Raw genomic sequence first — 25,361 nt, 5'->3', positions numbered from 1 at the left:
ACAAACTGGATTTTTATCATTTATAACATAGATCGAACTCGTCTTGAGTTCATGAATTTTTCATTAATTGTATCCCGGGTTTTGATCATAAAGACCTTCCTTTACGGTCATTTGTGCAGAAGGTATAGGATAGATAATCTGGTTGGCATCCATCAGGTTCATCCTGTCCTGGATGTCTTCACCCGGGATCCACCCGTTGATCACATCGACAACTTTTCCGGTGCGGACCAAATCGTACCAGCGCTTGCTTTCACAGGCGAATTCCTTTCTTTTTTCTTCCAGCAGCATATCGATGTCTACCCCCGAAACATCGCCCAGGCCAGCCCTGCCCCTTACCATATTTACGATATGATCTACTTCAGACTGGTCTCCCGTACCTCCCATAAGGACAGCTTCGGCCTTCATCATTAAAATATCGGTATATCTTACTACCGGATAGTTGAGACCCCAGTCAAAACGATCCTGTCCCGAATATTCCAGGTCTATGAATTTGACATAAAAAGGAGAAGGGATAAAGTTACCGTTCTGGTCGGTATATCCTTCGAGGATATTAAACCCGCGACGTATATCGCCCTCTTCATAGGCATTGATCAGGCCGGTAGCTACCGGTTTGCGGTCTTCCCCGTTGGGAAAGCCGACCTCATTGACCACCAGGTACCCGTTGGGCACGGTAAGGGACTGATATTCACCCCCGGCACCCACACCTCCGCTGATAAACTCTATGTCAAATACGATCTCCTCGTTATTTTCATTGTCATAGCCAAAAATCGAACTGTAATCATCTACAAAACCAAAAGGGCCATTGTTTATGATATCATTAAACAGGCCGAGCGCCAGATCATATTCCCCGCTATCCATTCCCGGACCTTCTATGCCGTAAGCAGGGCCTGACCGGGTTAAATACACTTCCCCCAGAATAGCTTTGGCCGCCCACGAGGTAACCTTACCCTCTTCGGAGGCCGGATAACTTTCCGGTAACAGCGCTATGGCATCTTCCAGATCTCCTATAATAAAATCATACACTTCACTTACCGGGCTTCTCCCTATTTCCAGTGTTTCTATCGGTGAATAGGGCCGGTCCAGGACAGGCACCCCGCCATAGGTCCGGACCAGGTCAAAATAAAAGAATGCCCTCAAAAACCTGGCTTCACCTTCCATGCGCTGATAGGTTTCTTCATCGGTTACAATAGTTTCGTCCAGTTTGCTCAAAAAATCATTGGCCCTGTATATCCCTTCGAAATTACTGTTCCAGTGATCCCCGATAATGCTGTTCGGGGATAAGTTGACAAAGAAATTATTGATAGGTTCATAATCCCTGACCCCGGTCTGGGTCACCGAATACATATTGTCTGATCTTACTTCGGAAAGATAAAACTGGAAATTGGGATAGGTTTTTAAAGTACTGTAAACACCGTTTACCGCAATTTCGTATTCTTCTACCGTATTGTAATAATCATCGCTTCCTATCTCTGATATCGGGGTCTGGTCCAGCTCATTCTCACAAGAGGAAAGCACAACAAGACCACTCAGTAATGCCATTAAATGTTTTCTCATCTTTATCGTATTTATACTTAAAAAGTAAAATTCAAACCTGTTACAATAGATTTCGAGAGCGGAAATGCCCCGTAATCGTCTCCGTCGTTATTGACTGCTTCGGGATTAAACCCGCCTACATATTTATCTCCGCCAAACCAGTTTTCCAGGGAGACATATATCCTGAATCCCTTTATAAAGTTACTCTTTAACAGGTCGGGACTCACATTGTAGCCCAGGGTTATATTCCTGATCCTCCAGTAATCTGAAGGATACAGCCAATTGGTGTTCTTGATCCGTCCAAAATTGGAGTTTGCCTTTCCATCTTCACCATTTCCCGGATTTTCGGGAGACCGCCACCGGTCTCTGTGCGTTCCCAGGACATTTTCATTATATCCCATACCCGTACGGTCTATTGCACGGCCGTAGTTGGAATAGATCTTTCCTCCCCATTGCCCCTGCAACAGAACCGACAGGTCAAAATTCTTATATTCAATATTATTGGTAATACCCCATATATAATCAGGGTTGGGATGGCCCGACAGCACCCGGTCGTCCGGACTTATTACGCCATCGCCATTGGCATCCACATATTTGGGGTCCCCCACGGTCTGATTGCCATACAGGGCGGCCCCGCTGTCTATATCTTCCTGCGTCAGGATACCGTCCTGATGCACGAGATACAGGCTGTACATGGGTTGTCCCACCATGAGGATATTGTGTTCAATATCAAAGGACCCTCCCAATATAGGGGAATTATCAGGACCCAACTGCTTAACTTCATTGGTATTGTGGGTCAAGTTAAGATTGGTGGTCCATTGAAAATCGCCTACGAGATTTCTCGTGGTAAGCTCCAGTTCCCAACCGCGGTTTTCTATCTTTCCTATATTGGTCACTACGTTGGAAAACCCCGAGGCCGTAGGCACAGGCACATTCAGCAAAAGGTCCTTATTGGTTTTTATATAATAGTCGAAAGAGGTAAATATCCTGTTGTTGAAAATACCTATGTCCGCACCTACGTTAATGGTTTCGGACTCTTCCCAGCTCAGATCCGGGTTAGGTGAATTTACAGGCACAAGACCGCTTCCCAGAGAACCGCCGTAAGAATAGTTGGAAATTCCCAGTCTCGCTATACTGGCATAATCATCGCTAAAACCGTTATTACCGGAAAGCCCCCAACTGGCCCTGAGTTTCAGGTTCTGAATAAAATCTACAGGAGCCATAAACTTTTCTTTGGCCATATTCCAGCCTACGGAAGCCGAAGGGAATACCCCCCATTGGGTACTCCTTCCGAAATTGGAAGACCCGTCACGCCTGATACTTGCCGTGAGCAAATATCTTTCGTCATAATTATACTGTAACCTTCCGAAATAGGAAACCAGTACCTTTTTGGTCTCCAGGGTATAGGTGCCGCTTGCACTGATGTTATTGGCCCCATTGAGCGTAGGCACCAGGTCTGTTCCGAAACCATCTGCCGAAGCTATTCGCTGGTTGTCAAATTTAAAAGTACTGTAAGATATCCCTCCCAATGCCGAAAGGCTGTGTTTCTCGGCAAAAACCTTATCGTAGGAAATGGTATTTTCATTTACGAAATTCTGACGCTGATAAGAACTGAAAGTCCCCGTGGCCTGCCTGTTACTGCTTACGGAAGCAGGTTTAAAGTATTTGGATTTCGACTCGGCGTTGTCAAAATTAAGGGTAGATTTTATATTGAGCCCTTCTATGACCTCATAATTTACAAATAAGGTAGAGAGCGTCCTGAAGATCTTCTCTTCCCCCAGGCTGTTTTTCGCTGCGGCAACAGGACTTACATTGCTCCCACCCCAGGCATAGGGAGTATTATCCCCCACATTAAGTGCTAACCCATCTGCACTGAGAGGAGCCGTAGATACGGCCCTGTGCAGTTCGCGATCTTTCCCTTCCACTCCCGGATCGTTCGAAACGGAATACGACGGAGCCACATTAACCCCGATCTTAAGTTGGTCACTCGCCTTCACCTCTACATTGGCACGGGCAGAATATCTTTTATAATCTACCCCTATCGCTACTCCTTCCTGGTCCAGGTGTTCTCCGGAAACATAATATTTCACATTATCGGTAGCCCCCTGGGCAGACAACTGGTAACTTCTGACCACCCCGGTCCTGAATATCTCATCCTGCCAGTCTATGGCATCCAGATTGCCATAACCCGGCTCATACCACCGGGGGTCCTGCATATAATCTGTATTAAATTCGCCGGCCCCCAAAACGGCATTCGGATTACCCTGAGCAACCTGGTAATTATTATATATATCCCTTCTTTCACTTATGGACTGACTCGCCGAAGCCCCGGAAATCCCGGAATGAACCCAGTTGTAATCTATCATTTCCGTAGCCCGTTCAATCCATTCTTCCGTACTTAACACATCTAATTTTTTTACGGTCCGGTTAATCCCGAAATACGTGTTGAAATTGATCCGGGGCTTCCCCTGTCTACCCGATTTTGTGGTAATGATAACGACCCCGTTAGATGCTCTCGACCCGTAAATGGCAGCAGCAGCAGCGTCTTTTAAAACCTGCATGGACGCTATATCGTTCGGGTTGATGTTAGACAGGGGATTACCGGTTGCAAAACCTCCGCTACCACTCTGGCTGGAAGGTTCCAGGGGAAAACCATCGATAACATACAGGGGTTGATTGCTCGCGGAAATAGATCCCGTTCCCCTGATTTCCACAGAAAACCCCTGGCCGGGTAAACCACTGGTTTGCTTTACCCTCACCCCGGCCATTTGCCCCACCATGGCCTGGTCCACTTTGGCAAGAGGCCGCTCGTCAATACCTTCCGTGCTCATCGTGGCTATCGCCGAAGTTACATCAGACCGCTTCTGGTTGCCATAGCCGACCACCACCACCTCGTCCAGCTCGGCACTGTCGGGTTCTAAAATAATATTATAATGAGTTTGCCCGGCTACTTTCCTTTCCACCGTTTTCATCCCTATATACGAAAAAACGAGGATATCACCATCTGAGGCCCGGATAGAAAAATTCCCGTCAAAATCAGTCTGTGTTCCTTTACCGGCATCCTTAATAAGTATGTTTACTCCCGGCAGGGGAACTCCTTTGTCATCTGCAACTGTACCCGTAATTTCAGGTTCCTGGGCCATAACCGGAACCGAAAAAAACAGGCCGAATAAAAACAATGAGATGTTCTTCAAAACGTATTTCATAAATATCGGATTAGTTTATTTAGAATGATTGAATACTCAAATATATTCTGAATCACACCTTTCAGTATCCTGTACTGTGCTGACTAACCCCATATTATATCAATCAACGCACAACAAAGCACTCACAAACAGAAGATTATTTCACCTACGGATCAATTGTACGAAAGCCTGTACCGGCTCAAATCACACGTTACAGGCAACGTTCGCAAACAAAAGAAACGCAATTAAAAACACTAAACTAATCGCATACCGTTAGAAGGAGGTGGAAAAAAATTTGGAGTTTTCGTGAATGGACAAAAACGACTTTAATCGCCTTCTGGGCAGTTTTGTAAAAGCCAGGCGCCTGGAGCGCAAGTGGTCGCAGTCCGTACTGGCCGCCAGGGCGGGAAACAATTACCAGAATATCTCGGCCATAGAACGGGGTGAGGTAAGCCCCACCCTCTACTGGATCTGCGAAAAACTGGCCCCGGCCCTCGAGACAGATCCCAAAGAATTTATCAGTGAGCTCTTTTCGTATATGGCCAAAGAGAGAGCAGGCAGGAAGTAGCCATATATGCCCATAAAAAAACGGGGCATTACGCCCCGTCCTTTATCACAGTTGAAAAAACTGCTTTTTTATTTGTTTGCCGCATAGAGTTCGGCCACCTTATCCCAGTTAATGACATTAAAAAAGGCTGATATATAATCGGGCCTTCTGTTCTGGTAGTTCAGGTAATAAGCATGTTCCCAGACATCAAGACCGAGAATGGGCGTTCCGCCGCAACCGATACCCGGCATTAAAGGGTTGTCCTGGTTGGCAGAAGAGCAGATCTCCACTTTCCCGCCTTTGTGTACACAAAGCCATGCCCATCCGGAACCGAATCTCGTGGCAGCCGCTTTGGCAAATTCGTCCTTAAAGGCATCAAACGAACCGAAGGCAGCGTCTATCGCCGCTGCAAGTTCTCCGGAAGGTTTTCCCCCTCCGTCGGGAGACATGATCTGCCAGAACAGGCTGTGGTTGTAAAAACCTCCCCCGTTGTTCCTTACGGCAGCATTATCCAGGTCCAGTCCTTTAAGGATTTCCTCTATACTTTTACCATCCAGTGCAGTACCTTCGATTGCCTTGTTCAGGTTCGTAGTGTACCCGTTGTGGTGTTTTGTATGGTGTATTTCCATCGTACGGGCGTCTATATGAGGCTCCAGGGCATCATAAGCATACGGTAATTTCGGTAATTCAAAAGCCATGATATTAAATTTTTAGTTTATTTAGTTATACTTGCGACTAACAAATTTAAGTATAAACTTAAACAATCCATAATAATTAATGGTAAAGGACTCATAAACTTTGCTTATTTTGCCATAGTATTTGCAAATAGGGGATAACATTTCAACACGGAAAACCTCAGTAGATATCAGTAGATAAAAACAGAAACACATTGACCTCAACAGCCTTTAAGATATACAACGCTTCGGCCGGGGCCGGAAAGACCTTTACCCTGGTACGGGAATACCTCACCCTTCTGTTGTCTTCCGAAACCCCGGATACCTACAGGCAGATCCTGGCCATTACCTTTACCAACAAGGCCGTTAACGAAATGAAGGAAAGAGTGATAGACAGCCTCCGGGAAATGGCCTCGGAAGAGATTCTTTCCGAACCCTCCGATATGTTCCTTCAATTGTGTGAATCCCTGAAAACAGCCCCGGAAACCCTGCACCAGAGGGCCGGAAGAGTATTGAAACGCATACTGCACAACTATGCCTTCTTTGATATTTCCACCATCGACAAGTTCAATCACCGGCTGTTGCGCACCTTTGCCCACGACCTGCAACTGCCCGTGAATTTCGAAGTGGCCTTAGATACCGTAAGCCTGCTCAACGAAGCCGTAGACCGGCTGGTGTATAAAGCCGGTGAAGATCCCGTTCTTACCGAAGTACTGGTCAGTTATGCCCTCGAAAAAGCCGATGACGATAAAAGCTGGGATATCAGCCTCGACCTCAAAAAAACAGCCAGGCTGCTCCTTCAGGAAAACCACTATGAGCACATCAGGCAGATCGAAAGCAAAAGCCTTTCCGACCTGAAGCAACTGTCGGCCGTATTGAAACAGCAGATCGGGCAGACCGAAAAACAATTGTCGGAAAATGCCAAGGCATTTTTTGACCTCCTGGAAGAAAACGGTATAGAAACAACTGATTTCAACAGGAACCTCGTTCCCGGGTTTTTCGAAAAAGCTGCCGGAAACTCCCTGAAAGGAACTGACCTTCAAGGCAAAAAGTGGCAGGAAAACATCAGTACCGATCCGTTGTACACCAAAACCCTGGAAAAGAAAGACCCTGCCAGAGCACAGTTGCTCGATGAACTGCAGCCGCACATCGCAACACTTTTCCAGACGGTATCACAGCTTTTTTTCCTGAAGCGTTTCCTGGAAAACTTCCGGGGGAAGCTTATCCCGCTTTCCCTGTTGAGTGCCATCAATCAGGAACTGACCGCCATCAAGAATTCGGAAAACCTGATGCTCATTTCAGAATTCAACAGCATTCTCGCCGAAGCCGTAGCCCATCAGCCCGCACCGTATATCTATGAGCGGCTGGGCGAAAAATACAGGCACTATTTTATCGACGAATTCCAGGACACCTCCGAAATGCAATGGAACAACCTCCTGCCGCTTATAGGCAGTGCCCTCGAAGGAGAAACCCTGACGGGGAAAAGAGGTTCCCTGATGCTGGTAGGCGACGCCAAACAGGCCATCTACCGCTGGCGGGGGGGGAAGGCCGAACAGTTTATAGACCTGTACAACAGCAACACCGCACCTTTCCAGGTGGCACAGGCCGTACAACCGCTACCCGTAAACTACAGGAGTTATGACCGGATCATCGGTTTTAACAACAGTTTTTTTAAATACATTTCCCGGTTCCTGTCGCAGGACGAATACCGTGACCTGTATGAGAACAAGAGTTACCAGGAGCCGAATACCAAAAAGGGAGGCACGGTAAGCATTACCTTTATCGACAAGAACAGTGACGACCTCAACGAGGCATACTGCCGGGAAACCCTGCAAAAGATCAACAGCCTTACCGGGGCGGGATATCCGCTCAGCGCCATCTGTGTCCTTACCAGGAAACGCAGCCAGGGGGCCATGCTGGCTACCCTTTTACAGGAAAACGGCATTCCGGTGATCTCCTCGGAGTCCCTGTTACTGAAAAACCACCCCAAAGTGGAATTCCTCGTATACCTGCTCCACTACCTGCAACAACCCGACAACAGGGACGTGTTACTGCATCTGCTGGAATTCCTTGCAGAAAAGGAAAAAACACAGGACAAACATGCCTATTTCTCTTCGGGGCTTGAAAATCCGGGACGGGTCTGGAAAGAACACGGTTTTTCTCCGGGAATATTCCGGCAGCGACCGCTGTATGACGCCATCCAGTATGCCATATCGTGTTTTGCCCTGAACGACCCGTCGGATGCCTACCTGCAGACTTTTCTCGACGAAGTCCTGAACCAGGTAAACCGGAATCACAGCAGTCCGTCGGAATTCCTGGAATACTGGGAAAAGCAAAAAGATTCGCTGGCCATCAATGCCCCTGACGGAGCGGAGGCTGTACAGATCATGACCATCCACAAATCGAAGGGCCTGCAGTTTCCCGTAGTACTCTTCCCTTTTGCCGACACCAATATTTACGACGACCGCGAACCATTGCTATGGTTTCCCATAGACCGTGAACACTACGGAATACCCTATGCACTCGTAGCCAGGAACAGGGAACTTGCCGCCTTCAGCGACCGGGCAGCAGATATGGTGGCCCGTTACGATGCCATGCTGGAACTGGACAGCTTTAACCTGCTTTATGTAGCACTGACCAGGGCTGTGGAACAGCTGCATATTATAGGAAAAACGGATATGGACAAAAGCGGACGGGAAAATCTCAAAAGCTTTTCGGGGCTGTTGATAAGCTATCTCCGTTCCGAAGGATGGTGGGAAGACGGAAAATTCTCCTATCAGCTCACCCCCGGAAACACGCCATACCAGCCAACGGACAGGAGCTACAGGGCCTCCGGCAAAACCGGGATTATTCCCTATTTCTCCAACATCAGCGCACAGGCCAGGTTCAGGATCATTACCCGCTCCGGTTCGCTCTGGGACGCGGGGCGTAATGATGCCATAGAAAGAGGTAATATCTATCACACCCTGCTTTCACAGGTAAACCATGCCGGCGATATTGAAAACACCCTTGTAAAGACCATTGCGGAAGGCAGTATCCCTGCATCCGACAAAGACAGGATCTTAATCCAGCTAAAGGCCATTGTTTCTCATCCGGATATCGCCGCTTATTTCCGTTCGCCTTATATCATTCATAACGAAAGGGATATTTTCACAGCCGGGGGCGAACTCCTCCGCCCGGACCGTATAGCGATCAACCCCGACGACCATACTGCCGTAATCCTGGACTACAAGACCGGCAGCCCGGACAGCAAATACGAACGCCAGGTAACCCGATACATGGAGGTTGTCGGTGAGATGGGCTACCGGATCACCGCCGGATTTATTGTTTTTATCAATGACCCGGTCAAAATATACAGGGTTTAGATCTCTTGCCATACAATACGTGCCGCCAAATCACGTTTATTTCACTACATACCGTTTTTATTACCTTTGTGTCCTAACACAAACCAAAAGTCATGTACGGAAAAATAAAGGAACATCTGCAAAAAGAACTACAGGACATCAAGGATAGCGGCCTGTATAAAAAAGAGCGCATCATCACCTCTCCACAGGATGCCGTGATCAGGATATCCACGGGAGAAGAGGTTATTAATTTCTGCGCCAACAACTACCTCGGGCTGTCTTCCCATCCCGAAGTCATCCAGGCAGCCAAAGACACCCTCGACACCCACGGGTTCGGAATGTCTTCTGTCCGTTTTATCTGCGGCACCCAGGACATTCACAAGGAGCTGGAAAAAAAGATAGCTGACTTCTACGGCACCGAAGATACCATTTTATACGCTGCAGCATTCGATGCCAACGGCGGGGTTTTCGAACCCCTGCTCACTGCAGAGGATGCCATTATATCCGATTCCCTCAACCACGCTTCCATCATCGACGGGGTACGGCTTTGTAAGGCCCGTCGTTACCGTTATGAAAACAGCAATACGGCCGACCTGGAAGAGAAGCTGAAACAGGCCAATGCGGACGGGGCCCGGTTTAAGGTCATCGTTACCGATGGTGTGTTTTCGATGGACGGGCTTGTAGCCCCGCTCGACAGGATCGCTGCCCTGGCCGAAAAATACGATGCCATGATCATGATAGATGAGTGCCATGCCGCCGGTTTTATCGGGGAAACCGGGCGCGGGACCCTGGAAGAAAAAGGGGTAATGGGGAAAATAGACATTATCACCGGCACACTGGGAAAAGCCCTCGGGGGAGCCATGGGAGGTTATACAACGGGAAAAAAAGAGATCATCGAGATACTCCGGCAGCGCTCCAGGCCATACCTGTTCTCCAATTCGCTGGCTCCCGCCATTGTAGGCGCTTCCATAAAGGTCTTTGACATGCTTTCGGAAAATACCGAACTGCGGGACAAGCTGGAAGAAAACACCCGCTATTTTAAACAAGGGATGAAGGAAGCCGGTTTTGACATCATAGACGGCGACTCCGCTATTGTTCCCGTAATGCTTTACGATGCCAAACTCTCACAGGTGATGGCCGACAGGCTACTGGAAAAAGGCATCTATGTTATCGGGTTCTTTTACCCGGTAGTCCCCAAGGGGAAAGCGAGAATAAGAGTACAGCTTTCGGCAGCACACCAGAAGGAACACCTGGACCGTGCCATTCAGGCATTTACGGAAACCGGCAGGGAACTCCATATAATATAAAGCGTAGTATTAGTGTGGTATTTTCTTAATAAAACCAAAAAATTTACTATATTTATCTTTGTTTATAGGGCCTCACGGCTTATTTTTGCTCTTAATTAATACTTAAAATTAAACACTTGAACATGAAACATCTTAGCAAATTATTAGTTGCCGTACTCCTATTAATAGGATTTGGTAACGTTCAGGCGCAAGACTCCAACAATCCCTGGCAGGTGAGTTTTGGTGTAAACGCCGTTGATGTTTACCCCACCAACCAGGCAGGACTCGGAAAGTGGTTTGACGAATACTTTAACGTCAGCGACCACTACAACATCCTACCTTCTGTTTCTACCATAGCGGTTTCGCGGTATGTAGGGAACAGGTTCTCCCTGGGCGTCCGGGGATCCCTGAACAAAATAGATAAATGGGGAGATGCAGATGTAGACGATCTATCATACTATGGTGTTGACGGTACGTTAAAGTACAACTTTACAGAAGAAGGATGGTTTGATCCGTTTATCGAAGTAGGCGGAGGATATACCTGGATAGACGAGATCGGGGCCGGAACAGTTAACGGAGGTGTCGGTTTCAACATCTGGTTTACCGACAACATCGGTTTCAACCTGCAGTCTACCTACAAGCACTCTTTCGAAGACTATCTCGCACCTCACTTCCAGCACCTGGCCGGTATCGCCATTAAATTCGGCGGAACCGATACCGATGGTGACGGTATCTACGACAAGGATGACGAGTGCCCCGAAGTGGCCGGTCTTCCCGAATTCAACGGATGTCCCGATTCCGACGGTGACGGTATTCCTGACAAGGATGATGCCTGCCCGAACGAAGCCGGTCCTGCCGAGCTTAACGGATGTCCTGATTCTGACGGTGACGGAGTTCCGGACAAAGATGATGCATGTCCTGATGTAGCCGGTCTGGCAGAACTTAACGGATGCCCTGATGCCGACGGCGACGGTATAGCCGACAAGGATGATGCCTGCCCGAACGAAGCCGGTCCTGCTTCACTGCAAGGATGCCCCGACAGGGATGGAGACGGTGTGCCTGACAAGGACGACAAATGTCCTGATGTAGCCGGAACCGTAGCCAACAACGGTTGTCCCGAAGTAACAGAAGAAGTTCAGAAAAAATTGAACGACTTTGCAAAAACCATTCTGTTCGATACCGGAAAATCTACGATCAAGCCCGAATCGGCAGACGTACTCGACCAGATCGTAAGCGTGCTCAACGAGTATCCCGAATCCAAATTCACCGTTGAAGGACACACCGACAGTACCGGAAGTGCCAAATTCAACCAGCAATTATCTGAGCAAAGAGCAGAATCCGTAAGAAAATATCTTGCAGAGAAAGGCATCAATGCTTCGAGATTGTCTTCCATAGGATACGGACAGGACAAACCGATCTCTACCAATGCCACTGCCGCAGGTAGAAAAGAAAACAGAAGGGTGGAAATAAACCTGGTAAAGGAATAAGTATCCCCTTTTGATAAAATAATATAATCCCGCCCGGATGACCCGGGCGGGATTTTTTTTATTTTTAGGGCCGGAAGCCTGCTCTAACCGATAAACCGCAACCGTGAAAACATTTCTCTCTGAAGTCGTCGATGCCGTACTTTCCGAAAACCGGGATACCAGCCATATCACCTTTGTCCTTCCGGGAAAAAGGGCGGGGATCTTTCTGAAAAAGGAACTGCAATCACGCAGTACAAAAACCGCCTTTGCCCCCGAGATATACAGTATAGAAGAATTCGTCCAGGAAATTTCCGGCATACGGCTGATGTCCAATATCCAGCTACTCTTTGAATTTTACAATATTTACCGGGACCTCACCCCCGGGGAACAGCAGGAAGATTTTAACAGTTTTTCGAGATGGGCACAAACGGTGTTGCAGGATTTCAACGAGATAGACCGTTACCTCATCCCTCCCGAAGCCATTTTTTCACATCTTTCCGCCATAAAGGAAATGGATCACTGGTACCTTTCCGAAGAAAAAACACCCCTGCAACAACAATACATCCGTTTCTGGGACACGCTGGGTTCTTATTACCGGGCACTGAGCCATTCCCTGGTCAGTTCCGGGAACGGTTACCAGGGACTGATCTACCGCCAGACCCTAAGACATCTGGAGGCTTATACCACACGTCGCAGTGACCGCCATTTTATCTTTGTAGGGTTTAATGCCCTGAATAATGCCGAGACCACCATCATACAGGAATTTCTCCGAAAAGGGGCACGGATATACTGGGACACCGACAAGGTCTTTATAGACGACACGGAGCACGACGCAGGGCTTTTTATGCGGCAATACCAAAAAAACTGGAGATACTACCAGGAACATCCTTTTGAAAAGATCAGCAGCCATTTTTCGGAAAAAAAGAACATCAACATCATCGGGATTCCCGGAAAGACCGGGCAGGCCATGTATGCCGGAAATATACTTTCATCACTTCAGGAGCAGGGAGACCTTTCGGGAACAGCCCTCATTCTGGGTGATGAAGCCCTGCTTAACCCGGTGCTCAACGCCATCCCCGATCACATTACGGGAGTCAATATCACCGGGGGATTTCCCCTGGCCTATTCTCCCCTGGCTTCCTGGTTCCGCGCCTTTTTCCGGCTTATGGAAAACGAGAACTCCGGGACGTGGTATTACCAGCATGTGATCCATCTTATTTCGCACCCGGTGTCCGGAACCCTGCTGAACAGGAACGGCCGCGATACCGTTTCGGAATTCCTCAAATACATACAGGACAACAATATCGTTTTTGTTACCCGGGAGCACCTGGATCATATTTTTACCGGCGGGGAGCAGGAGGGCGCTTTACCCGCCGAGCTCAGGGCATTACTTTTTTTCTCCCCCGGGCACCATACTTCGGACGAGGTCATACAAAAGTGTATTTCGCTGACAGAACAGTTCAGGGAAGCATACAGCCCGCAAAACAACCCGCTTTTTCTCGAATACCTGTTCCACTTTCACGAAATTTTCAACCAGCTGCTTTTTTTCAATAAGACCTACCAGGTATTATCCCTTTCCGCACTTACCCAGGTGTATACGGAATTACTTTTACAGCAAACCGTGGATTTCCAGGGAGAGCCCCTGGAAGGGCTTCAGGTCATGGGAGTACTGGAAAGCCGGAACCTCGACTTCGATACCGTGATCCTCACTTCTGCCAACGAAGGCAACCTGCCTTCCGGAAAATCGGGCAATTCCTTTATTCCGTTCGACCTTAAGGTGGCCTACGGGCTGCCTACATACAAGGAAAAAGACGCCATATATGCCTATCATTTTTACAGGCTGCTACAGCGGGCCCGGAAGATCTACCTCCTTTACAACACCGATGCCGGTTCTTTTGACGGGGCCGAAAAAAGCCGGTTTCTGCAACAGCTTACCACATTTTCGCAACCCCTCCATATCACAACCGAAAAAATAGCCCTGGCACAGGCTGCGCCCCCTCCCTCCGGAGTGTCCACCGTTCCCAAAACACCCTCCCTGATGGAGGCCATACGCCAACATGCCGAAAGAGGGTTCTCTCCCACTTCCCTTACGAATTACATCCGGAACCCCATGGAGTTCTATCAACAGTCCGTACTGGGCATACGCAACGAGTACGATGTGGAAGAAACCATTGCCGCCAACACCCTGGGAACCATCGTTCACGACACGCTCGAAGACCTGTACAAGCCCCTTGAAGGCACCGTGCTTAAAAAAAAGCATATAGCCGCCATGCAGCAAGAGGCAGAATCCCTCATCCGTAAAAACTTTGCCGCCGTATATCAGGGCGGGGACTTTAGCCGGGGGAAAAACCTGCTCAGCTACGAAGTAGCCAAAAGGTACTTGAAAAACTTCCTCAAACTCGAACAGAAACGGCTTGAAAACGGGGATACCATCAGGATCATTGCGGTGGAGACCGACCTGCGTATCCCGGTCCGTGTTCCCGGTGTGGCTTTTCCCGTTTATCTCAGGGGCAAGGTAGACCGGGTAGAGGAGATCAACGGGACCCTCCGCTTTATCGACTACAAGACCGGCCGGGTAGACCCCCCGGAACTGGAACTGCCCGAATGGGAAGTATTATCCTCCGGCGAAAAATACGGCAAGGCTTTCCAGCTGCTGTGCTACGCCTATATGCTTACACGTGACCCTTCATACCCGCTACCGGTAGAAGCTGCCATCATTTCCTTTAAAAACCTTCAGAAAGGATTTTTAAGGTTCGCCAAAAAAGGAGCCTCCCGGTCTGATAAAAACCATATCATCTCCGAAGAGACCTTTGAGCATTTTACCACACAACTGTACCATATCATCTCCGAAATATGCAACCCGGATATCCCGTTTTCGGATAGGTAGTTAATAAGTTTGCCTGAATAACCCAACCCCGTTAATTCGGATTTTGTTTCAGTGCCCCTCCGCTGCGGTCGATCTGGTCCTGCGGGATCGGGAAAACAGTGTCGTTTTCAGAAAAAGAGAGTCCGCCGTATATCCCGATAAGGCTGCCTTCAAATGCCGAGTAGCTTTCCAGTTCTTCCCTGGCAATACCCCATCGTACCAGGTCGAAGAAACGATGTCCCTCCAGTGCCAGTTCCAGTCTGCGCTCAAACCGGATAGCTTTCAGGGCATCCTCTTTTGAACCGAATGCCGACTCCGGATAGGGCTGTACGCTATAAGCAGCCGCATCACTGCCATTGATCTGTTTGCGCGGCAGGTTATCCGCACGTTTCCGCACGTTATTGACCAGGGTACGGGCATACGGCAAATCGCCTGTTTCCGTCGCACATTCCGCTGCCATCAGGTACACATCGGCCAGCCGGATAATGATAACATCCAGCCCAGTCACGTAGTACACTCCTCCCGACTGGGTATTTCCGGCAAAATCTGCCTGGTCCAGCAGGCGTTTATACGACACAAAAGGCCCGTGATAGGCAGGGTCCCTCATCCAGTCGTTGCCTGGCATGATGCCCCAGTCGTGATAGGGTACGCCCCTGCGCCCTACGGTATAGTCGAGCCGCGGGTCTATGGCAAGGGATTGATCTACCTCATAATTTTTCTGGGCATCACCGGTTAACCCGAAATCCGACACATAAGGATCATTGCGGAAAGCCCCGTCAAGCATGGGGAGCCCTTCTTCCGTTACCCGAAACGCATTGACAAGGTCAAAAGAGGGGTTAAAAAAACCACAGCAGTTTACCGGCGCCGAACCGTATAACCCCGACAGCATGTCACCCACATTGCCATTGTCCCCGCTACCATCCGGGCTGATGGCGTGCTGGGCCGAAAAAATTGCCTCCGGTCCGTTTTCGGTATTGATGTTGAAGTTATCCAGGAACGGTAAGGTTTCCAGCTCCGGCCTATCTGCGATAACATCCTTAAACAGGACCAGGGCCTCTTCGTATTTCTTTTGATATAAGTACAGCTTACCCAAATAGGCCTTGGCCGCAATACCGTCTACCCGGCCTTCATCCCCGTTCGGCGGGGTGTTTGTGAGGTGGTCGGCGGCAAACCGGAAATCCGCCTCGATAAACGGCAACACATCTACATCATTAGGCGTTTGTGCGGCATCTGCAGTAGAAACGGTTTCATCAATATAGGGAATATTCTTAAACACCCTCCAGAGGAAAAAATAATAATGTCCCCGCAGCATCTTTGCTTCCGCTTCTATTTCGGTAGCCCGCTCTTCGGTGAACGTCTCTCCCTCCCCTTCCTGTAACAGCTTCAGCTGCCTCAGTGTGGTATTACAACGGTTAATACCTTCGTAGTAATTGTTCCACATCGCAGACAGGTGTTCATTCACCGGGATGGCCGTATGCCGTTCAATATCAAATAAAGTAGCCTGGTCTCCGGCCTCGCTTCCCTTATGGGCATCCCCCCCGGCCAGGTCACCGAATACCCACTGGCTCGGAGCAGCCGCGTAATTACCCCAAGTACCGTCGCGGTTACCATTCATCAAGGCATAGGCTCCGGTAAGCAGCCATTCCACGCCTTTGGTGTTGTTGAGCTGGTCATCTGTCAGTTTTCCCTGCGGTTTCTGCTCCAGGAAATCCGAACCACAGCTGGCCATTCCCAGCAGCAACGCCATCGCCAGCACCTTTATATATCTGTATCGTATAGTCATTGTTGAAAAATTTGTATTGGTTAAAAACACTATCAGTCTTTATCTCTTTCTTAAAACGTAACACTGAATCCCAGCAAATACTGGCGTGGCACCGGGTAAACTCCCATATCTACCCCGGGAGCTGAAAATGTAGAAGAGTACTGGCTTACCTCCGGGTCCATCCCGCTGTAACCGGTAATGAGAAACAGGTTGGTTGCACTGGCATAGATCCTCAGATTGGACACATACCCCTGGAAAATATCCTCCACGGGGACAGTATACCCTATCTGCAGGTTCTTCATTCTGAAAAAGCTACCATCCTGAACATAGTAGCTGGAAGACTGCCGCTCAAAAGAAGGCGCATCGGCATAAGCCGAAGGCATCCTGCTATTGGGGTTTTCCGGGCTCCAGGCATTTAAGGTACGGGTACTCACCGCACCGGGAAAAGCGAAAAGATCGGTATACTGACGGGTCAGGTCAAAAATGTCATTACCCTGGGAACCGTTGAAGAACATACTGATATCAAAACGCTTATACTCCGCATTCAGGCTGAGGGAATAGATAAAATCCGGATGAGGATTACCTATTACCGTACGATCGTCCCCGTCAATCACTCCATCATGATTCACATCAGCAAATTTAAATCCTCCCACCCGGGCGCCGTCATAAGAAGGATTGCCGGCAATATCTTCTTCGCTCTGAAAGATACCGTCTACCTGATACCCATAAAATGAACCAAAAGGTGCCCCGGCTTTTAATACCGAAGTAGTCACTCCGCGTAGTGTCAGATAAGGCTGTTCGGAAACGGTCGGTGCCAGTTCCATGACATCATTGCTGTATTTCGAAAAGAACGCCCCCACATCAAACCGGAAATCACCTTCGGCTGCGTAGGGATTAAAGTGATAATTGAGCTCTATCTCCACACCGGCATTCTTGATCTTACCTGAGTTGATAAAGGGAGAGGCCCCGGTACCTACGGCTGCGGACGGTTGTGGCACAGGGTAAAGCACACCGTCTGTACGCCGGTCGAACCATTCGACCGACCCGTCCAGACTATTGTTGAGCAGGGTAAAATCGAGCCCCAGGTTTACCGATTTAAGCTCCTCCCATTTTGCATCCGGGTTGTCGTAATTACTGGTCCATATCCCACTGCTGAGATCATTCCCTCCGCCTATGGGATAAAAGGACTGGTTAATACCGGAAGCATACTGCCGCAGGTACTGGAAGGTAGGGATTCTCTGGTTACCGGTAACCCCATAGCCTGCTCTGAACTTCAGGTCGTCTACCCAGGAAAGCGGTTCCATAAATCTCTCGTTAGACAACCGCCAGGCAAAACTACCCGCGGGAAAAGTCCCGTAACGGTTATCGGGCCCGAAATTGGAAGAACCGTCGCGCCGTACGGTAGCTGAAAACAGGTACCGGTCATCAAAGGAATAATCGACCCGTCCGAAAACAGAGAACAGGGAGCTGTTGGCCCCTTCACTGTTGGCAGAAGTATTGGCCGCCGTACCGAGGTAATAATAATCGAGATCACCGGATATAAAGAAATCATTTCCCGTACCGGTCAACTGGCGGTAATTGGACTCCACAGCTTCGGTCCCCGCCAGCACGGTAAGGTCATGAATATCGTTAAACGTGGCCTTATATGTCGCGGTATTAGACCACGTCCATTCCTTATTGTATCCCTGGTATTCCTCCAGGGTATTATTGGTATAACTCCCCTCGGAGCGTTCCGGGTTGGGATACCCGATAGATTTACCGTCAAAGTTTTCATAGCGAATACCGAAGGTCGTCCTGAAATTGAGCCCTTTGAGCAGCTCAAGGTCTGCATAGGCGCTCCCGAAAAACTGATTGCTTTTATTAATATTGTCTTTGGCACGGTACAATACGGCAAGCGGGTTATCGGCATTGCCCATTTTATCGCCCTTGGTTCCTGCAAAATTACCGTTGATATCGTATACCGGGATGATGGTTTGTATGCGATAGGCCCAGCCTATAGGCGAATCCTCCGCCTGGTAAGAGCCCGATGTATTTTCATTGACCCCGAAACCGACGCCTTTGGTGGCGGAATACTGTATATTCTCCCCGATCGTCAGCCGGTCGTCGAGAAACGTAAACTGGCTGTTGCTGCGAACGGTATACCGCTCAAACCCGGTATGGCGGAAAGTCCCCTCCTGTTTAAAGGCACTGGCACTGAAAGCGTAAGTAGCATTATCCCCACCACCGAGTATGCTCAGCTGGTGGTTGCGAATGGGCGCATCGCGTGTGATGACGTCGAACCAGTCGGTTCCTTTCTGGTTGGCTTTGACAATGGTATAGTACTGTTCAGGGTCCATCACATAACGGTACCTGGAAGGATCGGCATCTGCCGCCGTAATATTATGTCCTTCCGCTGTCCCGGCCAACAGGTATTCCGGCAAGGTGGGACGGGTCGGGTCGGAACCGTAATTCGCCCCGGTGGTAGCATCAGTACCGGGTGTTGCTCCCGGTTTATTAATATATTGCCGGTACACATACTCCCCGTACTGCTGTGGGTTGAGGAACTCGGGAAAACGGCTGCGGTTGGGGGTCTGCACACCATAGTAGGTATCAAAGGTGATACGGGGCTTTCCCTTTACCCCCTTTCGGGTGGTTACGATCACCACCCCATTATTGGCGCGGGCACCGTAAATGGATGCTGCAGAAGCATCTTTCAGCACCTGCATACTCTCGATATCATTAGCGCTCAGCCAGCTCAGTTTCCCTTCATAGGGCATTCCATCTATGACATATAACGGGTCGTTATTATTAATGGTACTGAACCCCCGGATACGGATTTGTGGGGTTGCCCCGGGCGCCCCGCTGTTAATGATCTGTACCCCGGTGGCCTTTCCCTGCAGACCTTCAACGGGACTGGCAGCGGGCTGTTGTTTCAGTTCGTTTACATCTACTACGGCCACTGCCCCGGTAAGGTCCTTTTTGCGTTGTGTACCGTAACCCACAACCACTACCTCTTCCAGTTTGGCCAGGTCTTCCTGAAGTGTAACATTGACCATTGCCTTTCCGTCTACCGGCACCTCCAGGGTTTTAAACCCAACATAAGAGACCACCAGTACGGCTTTGTCACTGTGCACCTCTATCTCGTAGTTCCCGTCAAAATCGGTGACCACCCCGTTAGAGGTCCCTTTTTCCATGATACTGGCCCCGGCCAGCGGCATACCGTCTTCGGCGGTTACCTTACCGGTAATGCTCAAAAATAAAGCCTCTCCCGAATACCGGTCTCCGGCAGAAGCCAGGGCATGGCTACAGGTAAGCAGTATTCCACAAAAAAGCAGCACGCCCGACACGTGCTGCAACTCCGTACGAATTCTCGTAAAAATTCTTTTTTCCATAAATAAAGTTTGTTAGTTGTATTCATTCAAGGCAATTTTTATCTCCGGTTGGTATTAAGAAAAAATTTTAAATGTCGAAATAATTAACGACCGTATAATCATATTTTTTCTTTCAAAAAAAGTAATTAGTCAAAATGCAGCCATATTTATGTCATCAGCATACAAAACCTCATCCCATCGCTAAAAGACTACTAATTTTTTGTTAATAACATATAATTTGATATTAACACAAAACTTCCTTATTATTATTTTGAAGCCTAAATTATAAAAAATAAATAAATTTATAGCTATTTTTATAACATATATTTATACAAAGCAATAATCATCACATTGTTAAAAAGTTAAAATAGTACTAACAAGTAGCGTTAAGCACAAAAAAAACTTCGTTATATTCTTACAATATAACGAAGTTAAAATACCTGTATACAATAGGTATACAGCACCTAAAACATAAGTAATACGGAGCTCAGGATACGGTTATAAAGCCAGGTCTCGTCTCAGAAGTTCCCCCCTCTCACGTCCCACCATATACGGGTACCGCCGTTATCTGTACCCCCCAGCAATTGTACTCCTTTTTCATATTCGGCCGTGTTGTTCTGCCGTTCGCTCTGGGGGAACGGCAATCTCCTGATAAATTCTGATGTCGATATGGTTCCCCCGCTATTGTTTATGACCACCGGGAAAAGTTTCGGGTAGCCTGTCCTGCGGAACTCCGCCCAGGCTTCCGCTCCGTTAGGATATACCGCCAGCCATTTCTGGGTCATGATCTTCTCCAGTTTCTGTTCGTCCGAAGCCCCGTTATCCCAGGCAATAGTCATATTGCTCAGGTATGGGGCACCTTCCGGCACATCGTTCTCACTGTTCTTCGGGTCGTTATAAGGGACCGGTTTGCTGGTTGTATCCGCGATATACTCATCACTTCCCGCAAGGCCGTACTGCTCAAAAGAGCTCCTGATCCCCCTTTCGTAAAAATCCTGTACCTCCCCTTCCATGTTCCAGCCCCTCAGCGCTCCTTCTGCCCGGAGAAAATACACTTCGGCCGCGTTCATCCACTGTATTTCAGGTTTATCTATGAGTGTGCCTATGGCAGAAAAACCCTGGTACACATCCTTGGCCGTGATCTCGATCCCGTTTCGTATTCCCTTATATTCTCCGGGATATTCTTCCGAGGTCCTGAAATACACCTCTATTCTCGGGTCATCATACCCGGTCAGATAAGATTCCATGGGAGCTCCCATACGGGTGTCCAGCCATTCCGTAGAAATGATCTGCAGCGGATGAGCCCTGAACCCTCCTTCGGAAACCATGATCAGGTTGTCCCGGTTATCCTCAATAACCCCGTAATCCTGGTGTATCGCTTTTTCAGCCTCTTCCCTGGCCCGCTGTCCGTCTACCTTGACAATACGCATGGCCAGGCGCAGGCGTAGCGAGTTGGCAAATTTTATCCACGATTCAAATCCCCTCTTTTTATAAGTGGAAATATCAAACCGCTCAAATTTCCCGGTATCCCCGCCACCACCCACAGCGGCAGTCAGTATCTCCACAGCTTCGTCGAGATCTTTGAAAAACGCATCGTAAACATCTTCCTGGCTGTCATAGGGGATGATATTGTCGGACTCTCCTTGTCCGTACTGCGAATACACCATGGGGCCATAATAATCGGCTACCCTGTGCATCGCAGCCACTTTCAGGATAAGGGACCAGGCATAGAAGTCCGGAAAATTTTCTTTTGCCCCGAACTGCTCCACTTTAAGGACCCTCGACATCACCTCCCGGTATCCCTTGTTCCAGGTTTCCTCGTTCCATCCGGGGACCAGGGCATAACTGGCATTATTCTGGTTACCCTCAAACGGTGTACCGGTCATCATATATCCCGAATAGATATCAGCGCTGAGGTTGGTACCTACCTGGTACGAATTCTCCTGGGCCGGGATGCCCCACTGCAGCATCGCCCCGCACAAGGTTCCCATAAGATTATTATCCTGTTCGAATTCGTCATTGGTAAAACCGTCGGGATCTTTGTTGAGTTCATCAAAATTACCGGTACATCCTGCTACCAGTAATACTATTGCGACACCTGCCTTATATATCATTTTTTTCATCGCTTGTCTCTTTTTAGAATATTATGTTGAAGTTGACCCCTATACTCCTGGTATTGGGCACCGAAAACAATTCTATACCCTGGAATTTATTGCCCGTATTCAGGGTGATATTGGGATCGAAAGGAGCCTCCTTATAGAAAAAGAAAAGGTTCCTCGCTATGGCGGAAATCTTAAGCGACCTGATAAAATGGTCTTCGGGCATATCAAAGGTATATCCCAGCCCTATCTCACGCATCAGCACATTGGTAGCATCATACACATAATTGGCCCCTACCCCGTTTCTTCCGCCTATGGTATTGTAATAGGTTCTGGCATCGATCTGCGACACCGGGGTACCATCTTCCATAACCGCATCGACCCGTACCCCGCCATTATCCCTGGCCCGGGCACTGCGCTGCGACACCCCGTACTGGTCCAGGTAGGCTTCCGTAAGGCTCATGACCTCACCTCCTACGCGGGCATCTACCAGGAAATTAAGAGTAAGGTTCTTAAACCGGAACTGGTTGTTCCACCCCAGCGTCCAGTCCGGATTGGCATTTCCCACCTCGCTGTAATCATCACTTATTTTCGGTGTTCCGTCAGGGTTGAGTATTATCCTTCCCTGCTCATCTTCCACAAAGGTCTTGCTCTCTATGACCCCGTAAGGCCTTCCCTCTACAATAGCATAGCGATAGGTGTCGGATGTGGATATATTAGCCCTTCCGTTTAATTTGGGATGTATGTTCTTTACCGTATTCTCATTAGAGGCAAAGTTGAATTGCGTATCCCAGCCGAACTCCTCTCCTTCCACAGGCTTTCCCCCGAGGGATATCTCGTATCCCTTGTTCTGGATATCCCCTGCATTGACGGCGAAATAGGTAAAGCCGTTGGGGTTGGTAGACGGTGCCTCTATCTCAAAATACTGGTTTACGGTATTCGATTTATAGTAGGTGACATCGAGGTTGAGCCTGCTGTTAAAAAACCGGGCTTCCAGTCCGAATTCATGCGATTTCTGCCGTTCCGGTTTTAACGGTTCTCCGTCGAGTAATCCCTTTTCCGGAAAGGAGGATACCCCTGCCGTAATGGTCTGTACCGGTGTGGTCACAAAGGCGGGAATGTCATTCCCCACTTCGGAATACGACCCTCTCAGCTTCAGGAAACTGACAAAATCCGGCATGGTAAACATCTCGCTCAACACTCCCGTAAGTCCGACCGACGGATAAAAATAGGATATATTACCCCCTGAATTTACCAGGGTGGAAGACCAGTCATTACGCGCGGTAACATCGAGGTATACCATGCCTTTAAAGCCGACGTTTACACTGGAGAAGACCGACTGTATTTCTTTTCTCGCATCAGTTTTCCTATGGAATGTCCCGGCAGGGTTCAGGTAATTATCCACATTGAAAAGGTTTGCGTATTTCAGGGTCCCGGCAAAAGACACCCCCTGCCCGAAAGTATAGCGCGTAACGCTGGACCCCACGGTAGCGCTGACGTCAAAATCTCCCGCAGTGGCATTGGCTACGGCAATAATATCGGCATACAGCTGGGTATTGGTGTTTTCGCTGTAATTATAGGCTCCGAATTCTCCGCCCAGTACCCCGAGGGTTCCTGCGTATATCTTGCGTTCGAAGGTGTTGAACAGCCGGTCATAGCTCATCCGGGATTTAACAGTAAGCCAGTCGGTGGCCCGGTAGTCCAGCTTTATCGCGGCAACCAGCCTCTGGTTATCTTCTTCAGACCTGTTCCGGTTCAGTATCCAGTACGGGTTTTGCTGTTCATTTTCCAGCTGTGGCCAGTTTTGCGTATACAGGTTCCTGCTCTCGTCAAAGACCGCATAATTCTCCTTATAGCTGTTATAATTCAGCCCCCTCGGAAAAAGATAGGCTCCATTTATGGGATTGTAGTAAAAACCCGCTACCGGGCGGTTGGCCACTCCCTGGTCGGAAAGTGTGATATTGGCATCAGCCTTCAGCTTTCCCTCGAAAAACTCGGCGGTTTCCCTGAAATTAAAGGTATGTTTCTGCAATTCGTTGGTAGGGACTATCCCCTTTACATCGGTATAGGAATAAGAGAAATAGGTCTGGGCCTTTTCGGTACCTGCCGACATGGACACCGAATTGATGGAGGTGACCCCGGTATTGAAAAAACCTTTCATATGATCAGGGGAATTCCCTTTTACGCCCCAGGACTGGGAGCCTGCATTTCCCTCTTCGTCCATAGCTGTATAGGAATACTGTGTCCTGGGAAGGTTCACAGCCTTGTCAAAAGTCGTATTGGAGGATACCGTAACTGTTGTTCTCCCGTCCTTTCCGGATTTCGTAGTGATAAGTATTACCCCGTTGGCTCCCTGGCTACCGTATAATGCCGCTGCAGAAGCTCCCCGGAGTACGGAAATATTTTCTATATCATCAGGATTCAGCATGGACAGTGCGTCGCCGGTATCCCCCGTCCCCCCGAAAACGCCCTCTGCCCCGCGACCTTCATCGGGGGTATTCAGCATGGGGACCCCGTCGATGACGTACAGGGGCTGGTTACTACGTGTGGACGAATTTCCCCGCAGCACCACCTTTACCGATCCTCCGGCACCTGCAGAACTCCTGTTGATCACCACCCCGGCAGCCTTCCCGGCCATACTGTTCAACGGATTTACTTCCTTGATCCGGGTCAGTTCTTCCGAGCCCACCTCCTGTGAAGCATAGGTAAGTGCCTTTTTCTCCCGCCTTATCCCGAGAGCTGTTACCACAACTCCTTCCAGCTGTTCGGTATCGGAATTCAGCGAAACGTCTACCTGTTCCCTTCCCTCGACAGCAATTTCCTGGGTTTTGTACCCCAGGGCGGAAAACACGAGCACTGCACCTTCGGGTACATTCAGGGTATAATTTCCGTCAAAATCGGTAGCAGTTCCGGTGGTACTCCCCTTTACCACCACATTGGCCCCCGGGAGAGGGGCCTTGTCGGCCCCGTCCGTAACTATACCTGTCACCGTTTTTTCCTGTGCCAGGAGAACATTCAGGCCACACAGCCCGCATGCCCACATCAGTAGTAATTGTTTTTTCAGCATAGTCATTTGAGTTTAGTTCTTACACCTCCCGGAAATTTTCAGACATACCACACCTTATTCCCGAAGTTGTCTGTCCGGCAGATACACAATTATAAAATCCTTAAAAAACGGTGAGAGTAGATAAAAGTTATTGAGGCAGTGCTAAAACCTATGAGCTAAATTTTAGCAATCATTTTAATATT

Annotated in this window: 12 protein-coding genes; 5 read left to right on the top strand and 7 right to left on the bottom strand. The window is 48.8% G+C overall.

Features of this window, described 5'->3' with window-relative positions; genetic code table 11:
• Positions 1 to 63: 63 nt before the first annotated feature.
• Both DN748_RS12875 and DN748_RS12870 read right to left on the bottom strand, forming a co-directional pair.
• Positions 64 to 1,554 (bottom strand): RagB/SusD family nutrient uptake outer membrane protein, encoded by a 1,491-nt coding sequence (locus tag DN748_RS12875; RefSeq protein WP_112372240.1) that lies wholly within the window; start codon positions 1,552 to 1,554, stop codon positions 64 to 66.
• Positions 1,555 to 1,571: 17 nt separating this feature from the next.
• On the bottom strand, positions 1,572 to 4,739 hold the full coding sequence (locus DN748_RS12870; RefSeq protein ID WP_112372239.1) for a SusC/RagA family TonB-linked outer membrane protein: 3,168 nt from the start codon (positions 4,737 to 4,739) through the stop codon (positions 1,572 to 1,574).
• A gap of 289 nt (positions 4,740 to 5,028) precedes the next feature.
• Here DN748_RS12870 and DN748_RS12865 point away from each other — a divergent pair, with 289 nt between their 5' ends.
• A complete protein-coding gene (locus tag DN748_RS12865; protein WP_112372238.1) occupies positions 5,029 to 5,286 on the top strand; it encodes a helix-turn-helix domain-containing protein in 258 nt (85 codons plus the stop codon).
• A gap of 68 nt (positions 5,287 to 5,354) precedes the next feature.
• Here the strand turns inward: DN748_RS12865 and DN748_RS12860 are convergent, their stop codons facing one another.
• Complete coding sequence (locus DN748_RS12860) at positions 5,355 to 5,963, bottom strand: superoxide dismutase (protein WP_112372237.1); 609 nt, start codon at positions 5,961 to 5,963, stop codon at positions 5,355 to 5,357.
• A gap of 191 nt (positions 5,964 to 6,154) precedes the next feature.
• On the opposite strand from DN748_RS12860, the gene DN748_RS12855 reads away from it, so the two are divergent.
• From DN748_RS12855 to DN748_RS12840, 4 genes are all read left to right on the top strand, one after another.
• The gene (locus tag DN748_RS12855) at positions 6,155 to 9,304 is read left to right on the top strand and encodes a UvrD-helicase domain-containing protein (RefSeq protein WP_112372236.1); all 3,150 of its coding nucleotides are present in this window, start codon (positions 6,155 to 6,157) and stop codon (positions 9,302 to 9,304) included.
• Positions 9,305 to 9,396: 92 nt separating this feature from the next.
• A complete protein-coding gene (kbl, locus tag DN748_RS12850; protein WP_112372235.1) occupies positions 9,397 to 10,590 on the top strand; it encodes a glycine C-acetyltransferase in 1,194 nt (397 codons plus the stop codon).
• Between the two features lie 122 nt (positions 10,591 to 10,712).
• The gene (locus DN748_RS12845; protein WP_112372234.1) at positions 10,713 to 12,056 is read left to right on the top strand and encodes an OmpA family protein; all 1,344 of its coding nucleotides are present in this window, start codon (positions 10,713 to 10,715) and stop codon (positions 12,054 to 12,056) included.
• Between the two features lie 103 nt (positions 12,057 to 12,159).
• The gene (locus tag DN748_RS12840) at positions 12,160 to 14,922 is read left to right on the top strand and encodes a PD-(D/E)XK nuclease family protein (protein ID WP_112372233.1); all 2,763 of its coding nucleotides are present in this window, start codon (positions 12,160 to 12,162) and stop codon (positions 14,920 to 14,922) included.
• A gap of 31 nt (positions 14,923 to 14,953) precedes the next feature.
• Here DN748_RS12840 and DN748_RS12835 read toward each other — a convergent pair whose 3' ends face one another.
• From DN748_RS12835 to DN748_RS12820, 4 genes are all read right to left on the bottom strand, one after another.
• Positions 14,954 to 16,684 carry a RagB/SusD family nutrient uptake outer membrane protein gene (locus DN748_RS12835; protein ID WP_112372232.1) on the bottom strand — a complete coding sequence of 577 codons (1,731 nt, stop codon included), beginning with the start codon at positions 16,682 to 16,684 and terminating at the stop codon, positions 14,954 to 14,956.
• 50 nt (positions 16,685 to 16,734) lie between these two features.
• Positions 16,735 to 20,034 (bottom strand): SusC/RagA family TonB-linked outer membrane protein, encoded by a 3,300-nt coding sequence (locus tag DN748_RS12830; protein WP_112372231.1) that lies wholly within the window; start codon positions 20,032 to 20,034, stop codon positions 16,735 to 16,737.
• A 497-nt stretch (positions 20,035 to 20,531) separates the two neighbouring features.
• Positions 20,532 to 22,136, bottom strand: a complete 1,605-nt coding sequence (locus tag DN748_RS12825) for a RagB/SusD family nutrient uptake outer membrane protein (RefSeq protein ID WP_112372230.1) — start codon at positions 22,134 to 22,136, stop codon at positions 20,532 to 20,534.
• A 13-nt stretch (positions 22,137 to 22,149) separates the two neighbouring features.
• Positions 22,150 to 25,179 (bottom strand): SusC/RagA family TonB-linked outer membrane protein, encoded by a 3,030-nt coding sequence (locus tag DN748_RS12820; protein WP_161554561.1) that lies wholly within the window; start codon positions 25,177 to 25,179, stop codon positions 22,150 to 22,152.
• Positions 25,180 to 25,361 lie beyond the last annotated feature (182 nt).

This window comes from Sinomicrobium soli, assembly GCF_003285545.1.
In the GTDB taxonomy this organism is placed as follows: domain Bacteria; phylum Bacteroidota; class Bacteroidia; order Flavobacteriales; family Flavobacteriaceae; genus Sinomicrobium.
Note: the sequence above shows the minus strand (reverse complement) of the source record. Positions and strands in the feature narration are given on the sequence as shown.

Coding starts and splice junctions, on each gene's coding strand:
- kbl (WP_112372235.1), top strand. CDS start 9,397: ATGTACGGAAAAATAAAGGAACATCTGCAAAAAGAACTACAGGACATC.
- DN748_RS12830 (WP_112372231.1), bottom strand. CDS start 20,034: ATGGAAAAAAGAATTTTTACGAGAATTCGTACGGAGTTGCAGCACGTG.
- DN748_RS12860 (WP_112372237.1), bottom strand. CDS start 5,963: ATGGCTTTTGAATTACCGAAATTACCGTATGCTTATGATGCCCTGGAG.
- DN748_RS12845 (WP_112372234.1), top strand. CDS start 10,713: ATGAAACATCTTAGCAAATTATTAGTTGCCGTACTCCTATTAATAGGA.
- DN748_RS12870 (WP_112372239.1), bottom strand. CDS start 4,739: ATGAAATACGTTTTGAAGAACATCTCATTGTTTTTATTCGGCCTGTTT.
- DN748_RS12835 (WP_112372232.1), bottom strand. CDS start 16,684: ATGACTATACGATACAGATATATAAAGGTGCTGGCGATGGCGTTGCTG.
- DN748_RS12875 (WP_112372240.1), bottom strand. CDS start 1,554: ATGAGAAAACATTTAATGGCATTACTGAGTGGTCTTGTTGTGCTTTCC.
- DN748_RS12825 (WP_112372230.1), bottom strand. CDS start 22,136: ATGAAAAAAATGATATATAAGGCAGGTGTCGCAATAGTATTACTGGTA.
- DN748_RS12865 (WP_112372238.1), top strand. CDS start 5,029: ATGGACAAAAACGACTTTAATCGCCTTCTGGGCAGTTTTGTAAAAGCC.
- DN748_RS12820 (WP_161554561.1), bottom strand. CDS start 25,179: ATGCTGAAAAAACAATTACTACTGATGTGGGCATGCGGGCTGTGTGGC.